A 19378-nucleotide genomic window follows, 5' to 3' on the forward strand; every position below is an offset into this window, starting at 1 on the left:
CATCCCGGTGTAGGTCTTGCCCTCACCGGTCAGCATCTCCACGACGTTGCCGCGCGCCGTCCGTCCACGCGTCAGCGCGAACCGGATCCGGGTGGACAACGGGCCGCCGCCGTCCATCGCGATGGCACCGGCGAGCTGCACATCGTGCACGCGCTTGCCGTGGGTGAGCCGGATCTGCTCCGCGATCAGGGCGAAGGACTCGACCCGGTTGAGCTTCTCGCCTCCCCGTACCCGCTCACGCAGTGCCTGGATACCCGCCTCGTCGGACCACAGCGTCTTGATCGCGCTGATCTCGGGCCGGTAGGCCCGCGTCCTGCGCTCCTTCGTCAGCTCGTGCTTGGCCGCGTCTACTCGTGCCTGTGCCTCCTTGACGGGTCGGTCGTGCCGGGGACGCGCGTCCAGAAGCTCCCTGCGACGGGCGTAGTCGGTCGTGTGCGCGAGCTCGTCCTCGAGCCGCGCCAGGATCTCGGAGCGCGCCTCCTTCGCCGTGCGCAGTTCCTTCGTGGCATCAGCCAGCGTCGTCCTGAGCACACGCGGATCAGGAGCCTCCGCACCGCTCGGCCGGGCTGGCGTCTTCTCCTTGCCGCGAACCCGCGTCTCGGAACGGTTTGTGGTGTCGTCGGCCGCGCGGACCGGCGGGTCGCCGCTGCGCACCTTGCCGTCGTGCTTGCGTGCCCCCACGGACGGCGCCGTGTCGACGGCCCACGCCTCGTCGGGGGACCGGAGCGGCTCCGGATCAGGGCCCCTCACCGCTGTGGGGCCGCCGCCGTCTCCGACCGGTGTCCTGGGACGACCGCCGCTCGCCGTCGACCCGGTGGGCAGTGCCTGGTCGTTGTTCGTCCGGCCCGGGCCCGGCGGAGCAGGGCGCGGCGATTCGGCAGGTGCTCCTGCGCTGTCCGACGACCGCGCCGCGGCAGGCGACCCGTCACCGGCGCGCACCCGCGACGCACCCGCACCCGCACTCGACGGCCCCGGCCCGGCGGGCGACCTCCCGCCGCTGATCGCCCGCGAACCCTCCGTCGGCGCGCCCGGCCCGTCGCCGGTCGTGGTTCCCCTCGCCGACGGCCGTTCCCCGTCGCGGCGCTGTACCCACGCCGTCCCGTTCCCGTCCCGGACGATCTCGGTCCGCGGCCGTGCACTGCCGGATGCGCTCTCGCGGCCGGAACCGGACTCGCCCGCCCGGTGGATGTCGGTCTTCTTGACCCCCAGCTCCCTGGCGAGGGCGGCGGCGGTCATCGGCTTGTCGCCGTTGGCCGCCAACGTCGCATCGATCCGCTCGGCCAGCGAGGCGCCGCCGGCACCGTTGGTCGTCGGCGAGGGCGCCGGCCTGCTTGCAGCTGCTGCCGGGGCACCGCCTGCGGTTGTGCTCGTCTCCGGCGTGTTCGGACCGTGCTGTCCCGCGGGGTTCGCAACACCCTGTGCGACCGGAGCACCCCGACCGGCGGCACCCGGCGCCTCCGCCACACCGGCCGCCCCGCGCTGCCCGGCAGTGCCGAGAGCCGCCGCAGCAGGACCATGCCGACCAGCCGCCGCCTCGATCACGGCAGCCGGCCCGTGCAGGCCTGCCTCGGCCGTCGCCCCCGCCACGATCGGGGCGGGGCGCGCGAGCCGACCGGGGCCGCTCGTGCGGGCGGTGGCGCGTGCGGCCTTCCTCGCGTCCTTCGCTTCGACCTTGGCCGTCACCCTGGCGCGGTGGTCACGGACGATCTGCAGCGATTCGTCGAGGCCCGCGCGCCTGGCGGCGAGAACCGGGTCGTCGACCTTCCCACGACCGGCCTTCGCGATGCGCACGGCGTGGGCAGCCTCGATCTCCCTGGGCGTCGCGGCGCGGCTGACGCCCAGGTTCTTGTACGCGCCGGGCATCTTGATCGAGCCGACAAGGCCGTGCCGGGCGATCATGCGCGCGGATTCCGCGCTCCGCCCGAGACCGCCTGCGACGCGCCGCAGGCCTGTGGTGGCACTGAGCCAGAGCGGCGCGGTAGGCCGGTTCGTGATGGCGCCTGCCAGCGCCCGCATCCCGGCGGCGGTGCTTCCGGCCTGCGCCACCCGCGCCGCAGGCGCTGTCACGGCACGCACGGCGGCGGCGCCGGCGCGTACCGGCAGGCCCACGGCGTAGTACGGAGCCGACGCCAGGTGCACCGGCACGCTCGCGATCTTGCGCGCGGTCTCGAGCCGACTCGCCCGGTTCTCGAACCGCACCGCGGCGGTTCGCAGAGCGGAGCGCTGCGCCACGGTCGCCGCGGTCCGTGGGAGATTCGCGGCAGCGGCGCGCGCAGCGGCGCCACGGGCCGCCGCGCCGACGGCGCCGCCCCGCAGGGCTGCGCCGACCCCGCCGGCAACGATCAGGACCGGGAGCCCGTCCTCCATCAAGGACTCGATCGGCCGGTCGTGATAGTCCCGTGACGCGTCGCCGTCACCGAACCATCGGTTCCAGGAGTTGGTGACCGGGGTGACCAGCATGCCCCCGGTCAGGGGGTGCAGCCGCGTGTAGTACTCCACATCGGACTCGCCGGTGCGCTGTGGCGGTGGGGCGGAGCGTGTGGGGTCCCGCTCGGACACGAAGGGCGCGAAGGCAGCCGTCCCCGGGGTGAGCGACGCCGCCGTGCCGAGCACGCCCTCGTATTTGATCTTGTTGGCCATCTCGACCCCGCCGCCACCGATGACCGTGCCGGGCAGCGTGAGAATCCCCATCCCCAGGGTGACCGCGCCGCGGCCCACGTTGCGACCGAAGCTCTCGTGGCCGACCCCGAACTCGCGGTTGTACTTGCGCACCGCCTCGGACTGCAGCAGCTGCGCGCCTTCGAGCATGAACCGGAAGAATCCCGCGACGCTCTTCGGATCCTCCTCGTTCACGACGTCCCGGAGCTTGTCCATCTCCGAGTCGGACAGGCTCGACCCGAGGTCCTTGATGAGCCCGGCGTGGTTGATCTGCCGGAAGTAGTTGTCCATGGCCTCGTCGTGGCCGGCCTCGCCCTCCTTCCCGGCGAGCAGCTGGACGGCCTCGTCCGCCGTGCGCGGTGTGCTGGCGAGTCGGGCCACGTCCGTGAGGTCAGCAGGGTCGCCGTAGACCCAGGTGGCGGCCAGGTCCGAGATCTGGTCCGGTGTGTAGTCGCTCCCGTCCTTGTTGACGAACGGGCTGTTCGAGGTCTCCACCAGTTTCTTGAAGTACGAGTAACCGGCGGCCGAGCGCATGGCCAGCGCCAGGTCCGGTGCCCCGGACGACGGCAGCCCCATGTCGTGCAGCCTGCTGCTGGGGAGGCGGGGAGCCTCGACGGAGGCGTCGTAGCCGAGACGGGCGGCCTCGCTGAACGCCACCAGCTTCCGTGCCGCCGCGACGTCCTCGTCCGTCTTCAGCTCGGGCAGCGCGTCCACGACACCCCGGACGGCCTCGAGGTTCGCCTGCGCCACCCGCATGTTGCCGGCGTAGTTCGGGTCGTTCGCCAGGCCCGCCGCCGCGATGTCATAGGTGCGCAGTACGTCCTGGGACGCGTCGAGCCGACCCTGGATCGGGCGCTGGTCGTTCTCCAGCTCGCCCGAGAGACGCTCGATCTCCTTGCGCTCGGCCTCCAGCGCATCCCGGTTCCCGCCGAGCCCGAGGTTGTAGTTCGTGACCGCCCGCTCGTATGCGTCCTGCCGACGCTCCAGGGCGTCCTCACGCGGCTGCAGCGCGGTCAGATCATCGATGGCCCGCGCTGACGCCGCCTGCTGGTCAAGGAGCTTGTTCTTCGCAGTGGTCCTGTCCTGGTCGGACGGCTTCCAGCCCGCCTCGTACGGCCGACCCAGGAGGGAGGCCACGAGCTTCGGGTCCTCGGCGAGCCTGCGCTCGACGTCCTCGGTCGACGGGCGCTGGGTGCCGTTGACCTTCATCAGCACCTCAAGCGCGTCGCCGGTCCGTCCGGCCCGCTCCATCGTCTTGGCCGGGAGGCCGTCCACCTTCCGGGCGAGCTCGCGCGCCTCCGCGGGGGTGATCCCGCCTTGCTTGGCCCGCTCGAAGGCCTCGGCCACCGGCGCGAGCTGGTGGTTGCCGGTTTCCGCCATCCACCGGACGTGACCCTGTCCGGCGGTGAACCGGAACGCGGCGCGGGCGCGGTCGACCAGCGAGGTGGAGCCGCCGCTCGCGACCGGCCCGATGAAGCCCGGCGGGCGCTGCGGCGGGCCACCCCGCATCCCGAGCGCTGCGGTGACGTCCTGGGACGGCTCGACCCACGTCAGCCTGCGCTCGACGGGGTCGGATCCGCTGCAGCCGCCGCCCTTGCCACCGACACATGACTGCCCGCGGTTGTATCCGTCGGCTTCGGAGTAAAGCAGGGCCATGCGGCCGCCCTCGCCGGCCGTCTGGATCCAGTTCCCGTAGGCGTCGGTGCCTCGGGCGACGCCGTCGCCCGAGGTGAAGGCGACCGCCCCGCCGCCGCTGCCGTCGGCGTTGCGGAGGAACTGAGCGAACTCGACGGCACCCTTCGCGTGGATGTCGATCGAGGCACGCTGCACGTCGCGCCGCCCGTCCCAGGGGGCGCCGGTCGCTGTGCAGGAGTCGCCTGCGTTGCCGATCGAGCAGGTGGCGAGGCCGCCCATCCCCGCCCGGGTGGGCATGTACTCCGCACCCTCGCAGCCCCAGCAGGCGAGCGAGGCGCCCTCGGCCGTGCGGATCGTGCCGTAGCCGTTGGTGACCTTGATGAATCCGCCCAGGCCTGCCGCGTTTCGCGTGAGGATCTCGACGCGATCCGCTGTGCCCGTGCCGGCGGCACCGAAGAACGTGTCGCCTTCGGCCGAGGTGAAGTGGCCTGCACCGGTGAAGGTGATCCTGGCCGGGTTGCCGTTGCCGTCGCGGCCGGTGATCTCACCCCAGGCGCCCTCGACGGTCAGGTGGTCCACACCGGCCTTACCCGGCAGCTTCGCTCCCGTGTAGACACATCCGCCGTTGCAGGTGGATGTGAAGGGCGAGCCGGCGGGGTTGCTCAGCCGGAAGGTGTTGACCGGGTTGTCCGACGTCGCCCGCCGCGTGTACCGGACCGTCTCGCCGGTGCGCCCGTTGGTGACGCTTCCGCTGCCGCGGACCCAGCCGCCCCCGTTTCCGTGCGCATCCCGGGCCAGGCGGACGCCTTCCGAGCCGGTGACGCTGTCGCGCTTGTCGGACCCGGGATCGGTCGGCATGGACCCGGAGAAGCCATCGGCGGGGTCGTAGCCGACCCGCTCACCGCCCTCGACGGACTCATTCACCCCGTTCTTGCACGGCGCCGGGCAGGTGCCCCCTCGAACCTTCTCGCCCTTCGGCTTGATCTTCCAGACGACGTTGCCGTCGGCGTCACGCTCGATCTGCACGGCCCGGTCGTCGGGGCCCAGCTTCTCGATCGGGATGGGCTTCCCGTTCTTGTCGACGGGCTGACCCGAGCCCGGCTGCACGTACTTCTCGAAGGAGTTGCCCCCGGTGTGCTCGACGCAGCTACCGGTGCCGGTGCACCAGCCTCGCCCACCGCCGTTCGGGCCGGGCACCGCTTCGGCGCGCGCACCGCAGGTGCCCCCCGAGGACCCGCCTCCCACGCACTTGGCGTGGCCCCACGCCTCCCAGTAGCCGCCGCGCTCCGGATCCTCGGCACGGGCGTGCATCTCGGCCTCCGCCGAGAAGCTCGTGGTGCAGTTCGCGGCGCCGGAGCAGGACGCGGACGCCTGCGCGAAACCTGGGCCCGCGACGGCCTGGGCCGAGACTCCGACACCCCCGCCGCCCATACCGCCACCACCGGAGCCGTGGGCGTAGGCCTCGGCCTCGCTGTGGCTGCCGTTCGGCCCCTTCCAGGAGTCGGATGCGGAGGCCGTGGCCGAGTAGGAGTGGCTGCAGCTGGTGCCGGGTGTGCCGGTGCACGACGCCGAGGCCTGCGCGAACCCGGGTCCCGCGACGGCCCGCGCGCTGACGGCGACCCCGCCACCGCCCATACCCCCACCGCCCGACCCGCGAGCCGACGCCGATGCCGACGAGCCGGCGGCGGAGGCGGATGCCGAGACGGCGGCCGAGTAGGAGTGGCTACAGGTCGTGCCTGCAGTGCCGAGGCACGACGCCGAGGCCTGTGCGAAGCCCGGCCCGGCGGCTGCGGCGGCGGTGGTCAGCACCTGGCCGGCGCCGAACGTGCCCCGCCCGAAACCGGTGGCCGTGGCGTGGGCAGCGCCCCCCGCCGAATCGCTGCTGTGGGCCCGGTAGGAGTAGCGGCAACCCGAGCCCGCGCTGCCCTGGCAGGCCGCAGCGGCCATGGCGAACCCATCGCTGGTCTGAGCCGCCGCGCTCGTGGCGCACCAGCCGCTGCCGGCGCCGCCACCGGACCCGCAACCGGCGTCGGCGGTGGCCTGATGGCTGCCGGTGCTGCTCTGCGCGCTGGACCGGGCGGCGATGCGATGGGTGCACGCCGACCCCTCGGTGCCGGCGCAGCTCGCGGACACCTCGCCGCCGGTTTCGGTCGCCCCGACCCGGCTGGAGCCGCCGCACATACCGTTCGGGCCCGCGGTGCAGTCGGTGCGGCTGGATGCGGTGTGAACGGCGTTCCCACCCGCGCTGCGGGCATTGCCCTGGGTGTGGGTGGTGCAGCTGGTCCCGGCGCAACTGGCGGTGACCTCGGCGACGTCGCGGGCGGTGAACCCACCGGTGGCGGACTGGCAGGCACCGGCCGTCGCGCAGGACGCCGTGGCCAGGGCCCGTACGTTCGTCGCGCCGACCGCCTCGGTGCGCGACGAGGTGCGGGTGGCGCAGCCCGTCGCCGTGCCGTCATCGCAGGTGGCGACGGTCGAGGCGCTGGTCGTGGCGAACCGGGCGGCCGGGTCGCGATCCGTACCGACCGTCGCCGACGTGCCGGCGGAGATCTGAGCCTGGCAGGCAGTGGTGCCATCGCACCCGGTCTCGCCGTCGGCGCTGCTGCGGCTCTGGCGGCCCTGGGGGCCGGCGCTCACGTCCGCGCTGCCGGTCATCCGGCCGGTGCATCCGGCCTCCGGGCAGGTCAGCATCGAGCTGGTCTGCCCGCTACCCGAGTAACCCGGGCTCGTCTTCCCGCCCTGCGCCACACCCGCGTTCCGGACCACGCTGGCGGTCGCATCGCTACTGATCGCGCACCCACCCGCCGCGGCCGTGCACGTCGCTTCGGTACGCGAGACGCCGGGCGAGCCCGAGGTGCGGCCCGTGGTCGTGGCGGTGCAGCCCGCGCCTGCGCACAGCGCGGTGGCGGAGGAATCCGACAACGTCGCCGGGGCGTTCTCGACCGGCTTCGCCGCCAGTTCGGCTGCGTCGACGGCCGCCTTCTGCGCCGCCTCGGCGACCATGGCCGCTTCGGTGGCTGCATTCTTCTGCTCGGTGGTCGCGCCGGGCTCGGCCGCGACCTGCGCTGTCAGCTCGGCCTGCCGGCGGGCCTCGGTGGCCTGCAGGCCGGCCTGCTCGGCAGCGCTGTTCTGCCGCTCCGCGACGATGTCGGCCACAACCTGGCCAGACCCCGCGCTGGAGCTGGTCTGCGCCTGGCAGGCACTGGGGCCGCCGGCACAGCGTGCAGTCGTGGTGGAGACGCCCTCCGGCGGACCCCGGGCCCCGCCGGCCCCGGCCAGCGTGCTGGGGCCGTCGCTGCCGGAGGCTGAGCTGCCGGCGGTACCGCGGCAGACCGCGGCGCTGCCGTTGCAGTCAAGGGTGGCCGACGCCATCGTCCAACTGGACGCGCCCGGCACCGTCGGCGCACCGGAGTTCGCCGACGAGCCCGGCGCAGTCGGGGCCGGCGGGGTGGCCGGCTGGTCCTGACCCGGCACCTGGACCGGCTGGTCGTCCGCCGGCGCCTGCTCGTCCGCGGACCCCGTGGTGCCGGAGCTGACCGAGGCGTTCGAGGTCGAGGGTGCCTGCACCAGCGGAGCGATGACGTTCGCGTCCGGACCCGACGACGCCCCGGAGTTGGTCACCGCCTGGCAGACGCCACCCGACACACCCTCACAGGAGCCCTCGCTGTACGAGCCGCGTGGGTCCGGCGACACCGACGGGTCCGTGGCGGTCGCCGCGCTCGACACGCGACCGGTGCAGGCCTCCTGTCCCTCACAGGACAGGGCGGCCCCGGCCGCGGAGGCCGCCGAGGGGCCCGCCGTCAACCGCGCGGTGTTCACCTGCGACCGCTCGGCCGTGACCGTTGCCGCCGTCTCCCGGCCCGTGGGCCCACCGGCCTGCGGCTGACTCTGGGGCTGACCGCTCAGGGCGAGCGCAGCGCCCGAGCCGGTCGACGCGTTCGAGACGGACTGCACATCGCAGCCGCCGGTGCCCGCCGTGCAACTCGCCGTGCCGGTCGACGTCCGCGGCTTTCCGCCCGCGACCGCGCCGTCCCACGCGCTCGAACCGGTGTGGACCGTGCCCGAGCAATCCGCACCCGACGGGCAGACGAGGCTCGCGCTCGACGAGGACGTGGACGTGGGCCCGCTGGTCGGCTGACCCGCCACCGGACGCCCGGTCGCCGAGTCGACCACCACGAAGTCGGGGGCCGACGAGCCGGACGAGCTGGTCTCCGCGTCGCAGCCACCACCCGTGACGGTGCAGTCCGCACTCGCCGACGACCCACGGGCATGCGGCGACACCGCGGTGTCCCGCGCACTCGTCGACGAGGTCGCGGTTCCCCCGCAGTCACCCGCACCGCCGGAGCACTGAACGGAGGCGCCGGCGTTCGAGACGCTCACAGGGCCCGCCACCGCACCCGTGGCGCCGACCCCGGCAGCGGGGGCCCGGCCGCTCACGGTGGTGTCCGACTGCGCCGAGCACCCTGCACCGTCGCCGCGTGCGGTGCAGCTCGACGAGCCCGTGCTGTCCCGCACCCCGGTGATGTCCCCCGACGCCGAACCGGACGTCGTGCTCGCGGCCGAGCCCCGGCAATCCGCACCGGCGCACTCGACCTGTGCCGCGCCCCGGCTCGATGCACTCAGCTCCCGAGCCGCCGGCCGCACGGCGCCGACCGTGCCGAGCCCCGTCCTGGAGGAGACGAGGGCTGCGCTGTCACGCACATCCGAGGCGGACTCGGCGCTGCACGCACCGGCGGACGCCTCGCAGTTCGACGAGCCCTTCGTCTCCCGCACCGGCGCTGCTCCACCCGCGGTCGCAGCCGTCCCGGTGACACGCCCCGTCGTCGCCGTGGTGCCCTTGCCGGAGCACGCCGGGGAGTCGCCGCAGTCCACCCGCGCGCCTGCCGAGCTGGACGCCGTGGCCGCGCCATCGGTCAGCACCGCCGGCTGTACAGCGCCATCGGCGTCCGAGCCGGCCCGGTGGTCCTCGCGCTCCTCGACCGAGTTGTCGACCTCGGTGCTGCTGTTCGCCCCGCACGCCCCGCCGGAGACATCACAGGTTGCCGACCCGGTGCTCCTGCGCGCCGCACCGTCCCGCAGCCCACTCGCCGTCCCACCGGTCCTGCTCGCGCCCGTGCCGGTGCATCCGGCAGTCCCGTCGCAGTCCACGTCCGCGGTGGCCGCGCTGCCCCCGCCGACGTCGGCGACGCCGTCGGCCCGCGACTCGCTGTGCGTGCGGCAGCCCCCGCCGGTGGCGGTGCAGCTCGCGGAGGCGTTCGTAGCCGCCTCCGGCGTGCCGGTCGACGCCGGATCGTCGGCCGCACCCGCGGTCGCGCTCGCGTCACGAGGCGCGGCCTTGCGTCCGGCGTCCGTGCTGCTGGTCGAACGGCCTGTGCAGGCGTCGTCGCAGCTGACCTCCGCACCCGCCACGACCGCATCACGACCCGCGCGCTCGCCCCGGTCCCCGAGGTCCGCACCGTCACCGAGGTCCACCGTGCTCGAGGTGCCACACCCACTGGCCGACTCGCAGTGCGCCGACCCGCTCCCCTGGCCCCGCGACTCACCGCCGGTGGCAACAGGCTCAGTGCTGACGGCCCGATTCGCAGCGGCCCCCCGCCCCGTGGCAGCCGGCCGCGCCTCGTCCCGATCGGACCGAGACCCGGTGCTGCTGCTGTCACACACGCCGCCGTCGGTTCGGCACTGCGCCTGCGCGCCGGAGGAGTATGCGTACCCGGTCACGTCGCACCGGCCGGTGCAGGACGCCGACGCCGCCGTCTTCCGCTGCGCCCCACCCACGGACTGGGCGTCCACGCCGCTGGGACCCGACGACTCGCTCCGGCACGACCCACCACCCGTGGCGCACGCAGACTCTCCGCCCGCCGAGCTCGCCCGGCTGCTCAGGCCGCACCCGCTCGCATCCCCCGAGCACTTCGCCGACGCCGTGGCCACCTCACCATCGGCATTGCGATGGGAAACGCTGCTCCCACAACCCTGGTCGGCCCCGGACAACGTGCACGACGCCGCGCCCTTCGACTCCCCCGACGAGGTCTGCACCCCACACCCGGACGACACCCCGGCCAACGCGACACACCGGTCGGAGTCCTTTTCCCCGTCCGCGCCCCGGCTCACCGAACCACACGCAACGAACGCCCCACTCGACCCACACCCGGCCGCCGACCCCTCACCACGACTGCGAGACGGAACCGCATCCGACACCTCGTTGTCGGTGGCGGCCATCAGCTCATCGGTGGCCTCGTACACCTCATCGCGCTGCTCCTCGAACTTCGCGACGTTCTGCGCGTGGGCCTTCTTCGTGACCGTGCCCGCGGCGACCTTCTTCTCCTCCGCCGCCAACTGCTTCTCCTTCGCAGTCAACGCACGGTGGCCGTCCACGACCTCATCGACCAGTTCAGCCCGCTCCGGCGACAGCTCCGCGCGATCCGCTGCGACCTGCTTCGCCAACTGCTGGTGCTTCTTCTCGTCCTTCGCATACGCGGCCTTGGTCACCTCACCCGAAGCGACCTTCTTCCTCTCCGCCGCCAACGCCGCCTTGCTCTGATCAACCTTGATCCGGCCCTCGAGCGCCCGCTCGGTCCGCTCCGCCGAATCGTCGTACTCCTGCCATTCTCCGAACCCGCCCACCGAGTACCGGTAGTCGCCCCGATCCGAGGGAGGACCACGGGGATCGGCCGCCGATGACACCCGCGACCGCATCGGCGCCGCGTCCGCGAGCGCGGTCGTCAGAGCGGCCTGCATGGTGCGTGCGGCGCGGACGGCGGTGGCGTCATCCGCCGCGGCGCCGCCCTTCTTCTCCCCGGCCTTCTGCGCGGTCTTCAGAGCGAGCTTTCCGCCGACCTGGCCGAGGGCCTTATCGGCGATCTTCACGAGGGCATCGGTACGACCGGCCCTGTCTGCGGCCGGCACCTTCGCGGCGATCTCCGCGATGGCCTTCTCGGCAGCCCGGACTGCCTTGTCCGCACCTGCGCCAGGCGTCTTTCCTGCGACCTTCATCCGAGCCGCGGTCACCGCACGCGTGGCCTTATCGGCCTTGTCGGCGGCAGCGTCGGAGGCCTTTCCGACGGCCGTCGCGAGTGCCGCCTCAGCAGCACCGCCGACCTTGTCGGCGGCTGCTGTGCGAGTCTTCTCGGCGGTCTTGCGCGAGGTCGTCTCTGCGGCCTTCTTCCCGGCAGCCGTTGTGAATGCCGCCTCGAGCGCCGCTCCGGCCGTCCTCGTGGTCCGCTTCGCGACATCGTTCGTGAGGGCGGTGCGCACCTTCTCCGCGATCTTGCGCGTTTCCGCCGGGCCCACCTTCGTCGTGCGCTTCTCGCTTGCCTTCGTGTTGAGCGTTGTCAGGGCCCGCTCGGCGATCTCCGTTTCCATCGAAGCAGTGACCGTTGCACGCGCGTTCGAACGTGTCGGAGCGGAGCCCTGCACTGTCGCCTTCTTCGACTTCGTCGACGACTCCTCGCGAGTAGCCGCACGCCCATCGCTCAGCTTCCGTGTGCTGGTTTTCTTCCCGGCTGACGTCGCCGCCGACCGCGCGGCGGCCTTCTTGCCATCGGCTTTCTCGGGCTCGGCCTTCTTCGCGGCAGACACGGCGCTCTTCTTCGCTGCGACCGTCCGGCTTTCGGCGGTGGTGCTTGCCGGCCTCCCGGAAGACTCGGCCCGCTTCGCCTTGTCACCGGACTTCTTCGTCTCAGGATTCTCGGAGGTCTGCTTCGCGGACGCCTGCTCGGCGTCCGCCTTCTCGACCTTCGCCTTCTTCTCGGACGCCGCCTTGTTCTCGGCGGGCTTCTTCTCCGAGGTCTTCTTTTCCGAAGAGTTCACCGACGCCGGCTTCTTATTCGAAGTCTTCTTCTCGGTCGTCGTCTTCTTCTCGGTCGTCGTCTTCTTCTCAGTCGTCGTCTTCTTCTCAGTGGCCTTCTTCTCCGATGCACCGGAATCCGAGCCACCGCTCTTTCCACCTGCGGGCCTGCTGCTACCTCCCTTCAGCACGCCCTGCCCCGCAACCACCGGGACCGCCACCGCAGCCGACGCGGGCGAGGCGGCAAGGAAGGCCGCTCCCACCCACAGCACGACAACCGCGCCCGCCAGCCCGAGCACCCAGCGCATCACCCACAGCAACCGCTCCAGCGGCGACAGTCGCAGCCGCACGACGGCATCCGAACGCACGGCGAGGCCGGCGGCCTCACCATCGCGCACAGACACCGGATTCATGACGGAAGCTCCAGACGACTCGTCGGACGAAGCGGAACGAGGTGGCAGAACCAGCTGCAGCCACGGACACCGTCCGCGGACACCGCAGAGACATGCAGAACGACAGGGGCCCCGCACGTCGCGCCTGAGGCAGCGACCCACAGCCGGACGGTCGAACTCACGCCCAGCAGCCCTTGCGGCCACCGCCACCCGACCCGTCGCGCTACGTCAGCAACCGGTGAGAAACGGCACCGCAGCCCCGACCCGAAGATCCAGGCGAACGGGAGGTTAACAGACGAGGCCCGATGTTGACCAGATCGATGTCCGTCGTTCATCTCCGCGCTCACCGGCGGCCACGGCGGCAAGACGGGCGAACCACTACGTTCGGTAATGATCAGGCCGGGTCCGAGAGCGGGCTCGACAAGGTCCGGACCACCACCGCTCGCGCGACCCGGCAGCCATGGCGCCCCGGTGGTCTTCCGGCACCACGACGGGTACCCGATTCGCCCGATGATGCCCACGAATGGCGGACTTCGGATCCGGCATCGGTGCGGCAGGACCACGCTGACACGGCGGAACGACAATTGTTCTCGGGCCACGCAGGGCAGTCGGCGGCCCGCGCCTCCACCGATCCGTGGGACACCTCATCAGGGTCTGTCGGGCTGTTCCATCCTTTGCGATATTGCCGTGGCCAGACCTGGGAGGGCCCGATGACCAGCACCACGACAGTGTCCGGACCGGTCGACGACGTGGGCACGAGCGTCCAGAACTGGTCGATGGTCAGTGACGTGACCACGCAGAATCGCGCACGGACCGGAGCCGTCCCCGCACTCATCCGATTCCACGGGGTGCTCTATCTCTTCTACCGGGGTACGTCCGATCGCGGGACGGTGTACTACTGCACCTCGCGTGATGGATCCCGGTGGTCGGCACGGATGAGGATGATCGAGCGGCCGGGTGAAGCGCAGGCTGCCGCCGAGGTGGTGCCGATCGTCTTCCAGGACACGTTGTACGTGTTCTTCCGCGACAAGGCCGATCCCGGCGTGATCAAGGTCTGTCACACCGTGGACGGGCAGAAATGGTCACCGCTCTCCACGATCACCACGGAGGCTGCACGCAGTTCGAGCAAGCCCGTGCCGGTGGAGTACGGCGGATCGCTGTACGTCTTCTACCGCGGCGACAGCGCCACGCGAGGACTGCGGATCTGCGTGAGCAGCACCGGCTCGACGTGGACCGCGCCCGCGGATCTCGAACACATGACCGGAACGATGGCTGACGCGCCGGTAGCGGTGGTGCACGGCGACCGCCTGGTAGTGGCATTCCGCCCCGGCCAGTCTCCCGCCACCGTGATCACCCTTGTCAGCGACGACAGCGCCGGCTGGCGTTACGGCGCGACGATCACCAGTGCGTCTTTCGACTCCGCCACGAATCCCGCACTGATCAGTTACTGGGGAATGCTCTACGCGTTCTACACCGATCAGGTGGACGAGGGCACGGTGCTGGTGGCCCAGAGTATCGACGGGCTCGCCTGGTACGGGTGGCGATCGATCAACGGCCACAACCGCAGCCGCGAGACACCGGTACCTGCCGTGCAGGATGGCGGGCTGTTCCTGTTCTTCCGCGACGAATCTGACCCCACCCTGATCAATGTCTGCACGAAGAACGACAACGACAGTTGGAACAGGTACACGTCGATCTCCGCTCGTAACCACGCCGCCGCCGACGGCGCGCTACAGGTGGTTTCCGACGAGTTCGGCATCGATGTCGGCTACCGCTCCACGGACCACGACGGCACCGGTCTCGCCACATTCCATGCCACCACGCCCGAGTGGTGGTCCCCCCGGATCGTCGACGTGCCCGCCGCCGTGGCCGCGGTGTCCCCGACCGGCGTCTTCAAGCACTGCGTCGTAGGTGACGTCACCGAGAACACCTACGACCGCATCCGGGCGATCCTGCCCTACCGCGACTGGTTCCTGCTGCCGCGCCACCGCGCGCTCGAGGCCCGCGGCCAGATGGACATCGCCGACCGCGACCGCGACCGGGTTGCCCGGGTCGTCACCCTGCCCGAGGACGGGCTGAACCATCCGGGCGGCGGTCAGGTGATCGGCGACTACCTCGCCCTCTCACTCGAGGGCACGGCCGGGCGTCATGGCTGTGTCCGCTTCTACGATCTCGCCGCCCTGACCGACACCACGCAACCGGCTCTGCTGGACCTGCGCGTCGACGTCGGACGGGCAGTGAACGCCGTCGGCATCACCGACGTCGGGTCGGGGGCGGGCCGGCACTATGTGATCGCCGTGTACGGCGAGGGCGAGGTGTCGGTGTACGAGTCGAACCCGCTGCCGCTCGCCGACCCGCGGTGCCGCTTCACGTTCCGCTTCTCCTGCCCGACGACCGGGGAACCGGCACCCGACCACATCTCCCTGCTCACCGACGTCCACGGCGACGTGTGGCTGCTCGGCCTCGGCTCGCACGAGTCGACGGAGCGCACGGATTCGTCACCGATCCGCTTCGAGGACTGGGTCACGCTCTACAAGCTCGACCTGCCGGGCCGGGGCATGGCGCTCTGGAGCAGGGAGCGGGTGCGCGTGCAGGCACCCGAGCGTTTCCTGATCCACTTCCGGTTCGGCGCGGGCCTCGAAGTGATCGACGCGAGTTCGGTGCGCCTGTTCGCGTCGGATCGCAACGTCGACAGCGCGGACCGGAACTGGCGCTTGGCCTACAACGAGTTCGGACCGCGCGTCTGACCGCTGCCGCTGGTCGCCGCGATCGGGGGATCGCCTGCCGCAGGATCGACAGGCGCGGGGTCGCCGGGATTCGCGGTGCCGAAGTCGTCGGCCACGAGTGCGGTCAGCTCGAGAACGGCGTCGACGGTGCTGCGGCGTAGTGCACCCATGTCGATCCGGCCACCGGTGGCGAGATGCGGGTCGTGGGGCAGATCGACCACGGCCCGGCAGCGGGCCGCGAAGTGTGAGCGCAGCCGGGTGGCGTCCACCTCCTTGCTCGTACGGTCGCCTGCGAGCGCCACGACAGCGTTGCCGACGAGGTCACGGTGGCCGTGCGCCACCAACCAGTCGAGCGTCTTGCTGGCCCGGCTGGCGCTGTCGAGAGTGAGCGCGCCCACCACCACCAAGCTGTCGGTCCGCGCGAGGATCCCGTCCATCGCCGAGTGCAGGATGCCGGTGCCGGAGTCGGTGACGACGATGTTGTAGAAGCGCCGGAGCACGCGGCACACCTGCTCGTACTCCGCGCGGTTGAAGGCCTCGCTCCGGGCGGGATCCTGCTCCGAGGCCAGCACCTGCAGCCGGCCCGCGAGACTCGTGAACCGGGCGACGTCGGGAAGCGCCCGCACGCCGTCGATGTGTTCGATCAGCTCGCGCACCGTGACGCCGGGCTCGCCGGTCAGGCGGTCGGCGAGCGTTCCCGCGTCGGGATCGGCATCGAGCGCCACGACCCGGTCGCCTCGGTGTTCGGCGAGCGTCAGACCCAGCAGAGCCGCGACCGTCGTCTTGCCTACCCCGCCCTTGACGGAGGAGACCGCAATCTGGTGCGGCCCGTCCAGTGGCCGTCGGATGCGCAGCGTCAGGCCCTGCCGGTGACGTTCGGCGGGGCCGGCGCCGGGATTGATCATTCCGCGGCTGAGGGTGTGAACCGCCCGCCTCCACCCCGCGGTAGGTGGGTCGGAGCGGCGCCGGACGATCGTGTCGTCGGTCAGTTGCGCCGCGCTCCCGGCGGTGCGCTCGTCCGAAGCCGGCCCCTCCCCCGGGCCACTCGAGGTGCGGGCGGGCTCGACCGCCGGCTCCTCGGACGATGACGGCTCGTTCCCGGCCTCGGTGTGTGGCAACGGCTCCGGATCCGCCGGCACCTCCGGCGCATGATCGGTGTCCGATGACACGAAGGCTCGCTTGGGCATGTTCCCCCCACCTGCACGGCGACGGCCGATGCTGGGACCGGACAGTGGGCCGGATGCTACGAGATCGAGAGATCTCGCATGATCACCGCCAACGGGATCCTACGCACGTTCGCTCAGCATCCGGTGATCACCGGGTGGCTCACCTGTACGCCTCCTCAGGGAAGAAATCGCCACCGATCGGTGAATTTGTACGAATCCGGGCATACCATGATCATGTGGATCGTCGGCACGTAACGCGAAAGGGCGATCCCTGCGATGAGTGATCGGTTGCGGTGCGGGTTCTCTCCGGTCATTGCGCGCTCACCCCGGCACACCGTCGACGGGACGGCCGTCACGGCATCGTGCTGGCATCGGCGTGGCAATACCGTCGGCCACACTCGTGATCATGGGGCGTCGTGTGCCGAGAGGGCCGCAGCGAGGCCCGCATTTGCAGTGGTGGAGATGTAAGGGGGGCAGGTGTGCTTGCGGGTTGTGCCCGGAAGCGCTCCGGCCGCCGGCTGGGCGACACGGCGAGACGCGTGAGCATCGCGCAGGCGTGATCTCGCCAGGGGGGACGACATGACCGAGGAGCCGACCGCCTGCGCCCTACCCGGGTGCAGCGCCACCATCGAACAGCCGGAGGACGGCGGGCCGCCCCGGCGCTACTGCTCGCCCGCCCATCGGGCGGCCGCGCGCAAGCAACGCCACGTGGCCGCTCAGACCGAGACCGAGGAAGCCGGCCCCGCAGCACCTGCGGCCCTGACGGTGCCTACGACACCGGAAGAGGCGACGGCGGCGGCAGGAGCGGCTGCAGGGGTCGAGCCCCTTCCACCGCGTCGCCCCTCCCCGAAGCCGTGGAGCGCTGCCGCCAGCTGGCTGATCACCCCGACACCGCCGCCACCGCCACGACCCGTCCGCCCGGCGGGAGAGAACCGCGGCACCGCGCGGAGCACCGGTGAGCGCAAGCGCGCCGCCGTGCTGCTGCGCCAGCGAGCGGTCGCGAGCATCGCGGTCGCGAGCCTGATCGCCGGGGGTGGCGGATACCTGCTGACGCAGACGCCGGTTCCCGTCGCCCCACCGCCGGCCCCGCCCGCCGCACCCCAGCCCTCGGTGGACCCCGCACAATGGGCGGCCAGGGCCGAGGTCGTTCTCGCCTCGATCAACAAGCAGCTCGACACGGTCGCGGTCACCGAGGCCAGCTGGAACCGCCTCCCCGAGGCTCAGCGCGCCGGACAACCGGCCGCACTTCAAGCCCTCCAGGAGCGCAAGGCGCTGCTGGAGCAGCAGCGCGCCACACTGCAGTCGCAGATCGGCGCGTTCCGCTCCCTGCCGGACGTCACCACCGACCTCACCACTGCCCAGGCACAGCTCGACGCCGTGGAACGGGCGCTCCGCACGGCCCCGCCGCAGCCGGCCACTCCCGACCAGGCCGAGACCATCCGCACCCTCGCGGCTCAGCGCGACGTGCATCGCCAGCAGCGCGACTACAACTCGCAGGAGCTCGAGGTCCTGCGCCACGGCGTCGACGAGGCGGTTTCGACGCCGCTCCCGGACGCGAGCGACCGCACCACGTCGATCGCACAGCAGGTCATCGCGCTGATCGAGAAGCGGCCCGACCCGAAGCCGCGGGCGCAGAAACCGCAGCAGGACCTGGCGATCGCTCCCCGCCGGGAGAGCACACGCGAGGAGCGGAACACCGTGAGCTCCACGGCCCCGCCCGACCCGTCCCGGCCGAAGGCCGACGGACGCTCCACCACCGACCTGGCCGTGGCGCTGCGCGGCAACACCGGTGCGGGCGACGGAGCGCAGGGTGGCGCGACGAACGTCGCAGCGAGCGCGGTCCGCACCGGCGGTGCCGTGGTCCGCACCGCAGGCGACGTCGTGGACACCGCCCGGCAGGTCATCACCGGCCGGTCCGACTCCGGAAACCGGTCCGCCTCCGACCGGAAGCCCAGCGACGACAGACAGTCCGGCTCCGGCGACCGCACCGAGCAGTCCTCCGAACGGGTACGGCCGGTCAGCAACGTCGTCAACACCGTCACCGGCTCACTGCTGGGCCGCTCCGACGACGGCCGCAGTTCATCGGACAGCGGTTCGTCGAACCAGGCCGACTCCGGGAACCGCTCCAGCTCCGACCGGAAGGCCGGCGCCGACAGGCAGTCCGGCTCGAGCGACCGCACCGAGCAGTCCTCCGAACGCGTACGGCCGGTCAGCAACGTCGTCAACACCGTCACCGGCTCACTGCTGGGCCGCTCCGACGACCGCCGCACGTCATCGGAGAGCGGCTCGTCGAAGGGGTCCGGTCGGAGCGGCGACGCCCGCACACCCACGAACTCCTCGGCGTCGCGCAACGATCAGCAGCAGGCGTCCGGGCGGTCGACGACCGGCAAGCAGCAGCCGAAGGAGAACACGCCGCGCGGCAAGGCAGAACGCATCAAGGACCGCGTGGGCTCGGCCCTCGGAAACGCGGAACGAGTACTCGACCCTCAGGCGCGGGGCGGCTCCACGGAAGGCAAGTCGGGCTCCGAGAGCGCACGCACCGGGAACGGCCGTTCGGCCACGAAGGGCGAGGGGCGCGGCACAGACACCCGCAACAACGCGGCCACCGGCAGCAGGTCCGGCACGTCCACCGACTCCGGCTCCACCAGCCGGGCCAAGTCCTCGTCCACCTCGAAGAACGGTGGCAGCACGGCCGGCAGCAAGAAGAGCAGCACCACCACGAGCCCCGGCACCAAGACGGCGCGCAACAAGAAGAGCACCAAGACCGGCCCGAGCAGCAGCGGCAACACCGCGAAGAGAAGCACCACCGGCGGCAGCAAGAGCGACGCCGGGAAGAGCAGCTCGGGCGGGTCGTCCAAGTCAGGCGGGTCCACAGCCAAGAAGTCCTCGGCCAAGGGCTGATCGATCCGGCGGTGCCGGGACGTGCCGGGTCTCCCTGCGGCACGACCGGCACCGTCGCCATGTCAGGACTGTGCGGGAACGGCGGCTGCCCCGGACGTTCCGGCCCCTACCGCAGCC

4 protein-coding genes (1 of these 4 cut by a window edge) are annotated in these 19378 nt (G+C 72.0%); 2 read left to right on the plus strand and 2 right to left on the minus strand.

Annotation, left to right across the window (positions count from 1 at the left end; all coding sequences use genetic code 11):
* On the minus strand, positions 1–12489 hold the 5' end (the start) of the coding sequence (locus ABD743_RS38685; RefSeq protein WP_344728721.1) for a preprotein translocase subunit SecA. Its footprint begins 19854 nt before the window's first position; 12489 of the gene's 32343 nt are visible here — the first part of the coding sequence; the start codon lies at positions 12487–12489; its stop codon lies off the left edge, out of view.
* 689 nt (positions 12490–13178) lie between these two features.
* On the opposite strand from ABD743_RS38685, the gene ABD743_RS38690 reads away from it, so the two are divergent.
* The gene (locus ABD743_RS38690; protein WP_344728723.1) at positions 13179–15215 is read left to right on the plus strand and encodes an exo-alpha-sialidase; all 2037 of its coding nucleotides are present in this window, start codon (positions 13179–13181) and stop codon (positions 15213–15215) included.
* Here ABD743_RS38690 and ABD743_RS38695 read toward each other — a convergent pair.
* Positions 15188–16381, minus strand: coding sequence for a MinD/ParA family ATP-binding protein (locus ABD743_RS38695; protein WP_344728725.1), 1194 nt, complete (start codon positions 16379–16381; stop codon positions 15188–15190). The two genes, ABD743_RS38690 and ABD743_RS38695, sit on opposite strands and share 28 nt — an antisense overlap.
* 558 nt (positions 16382–16939) lie before the next feature.
* Between ABD743_RS38695 and ABD743_RS38700 the strand changes: the two genes are divergently transcribed.
* Entirely contained in the window at positions 16940–19261 is a 2322-nt protein-coding gene (locus ABD743_RS38700) for a hypothetical protein (protein WP_344728727.1), read from the plus strand.
* The last annotated feature ends 117 nt before the right edge of the window (positions 19262–19378 follow it).

The organism is Pseudonocardia yunnanensis (assembly GCF_039534065.1).
Classification (GTDB): domain Bacteria; phylum Actinomycetota; class Actinomycetes; order Mycobacteriales; family Pseudonocardiaceae; genus Pseudonocardia; species Pseudonocardia yunnanensis.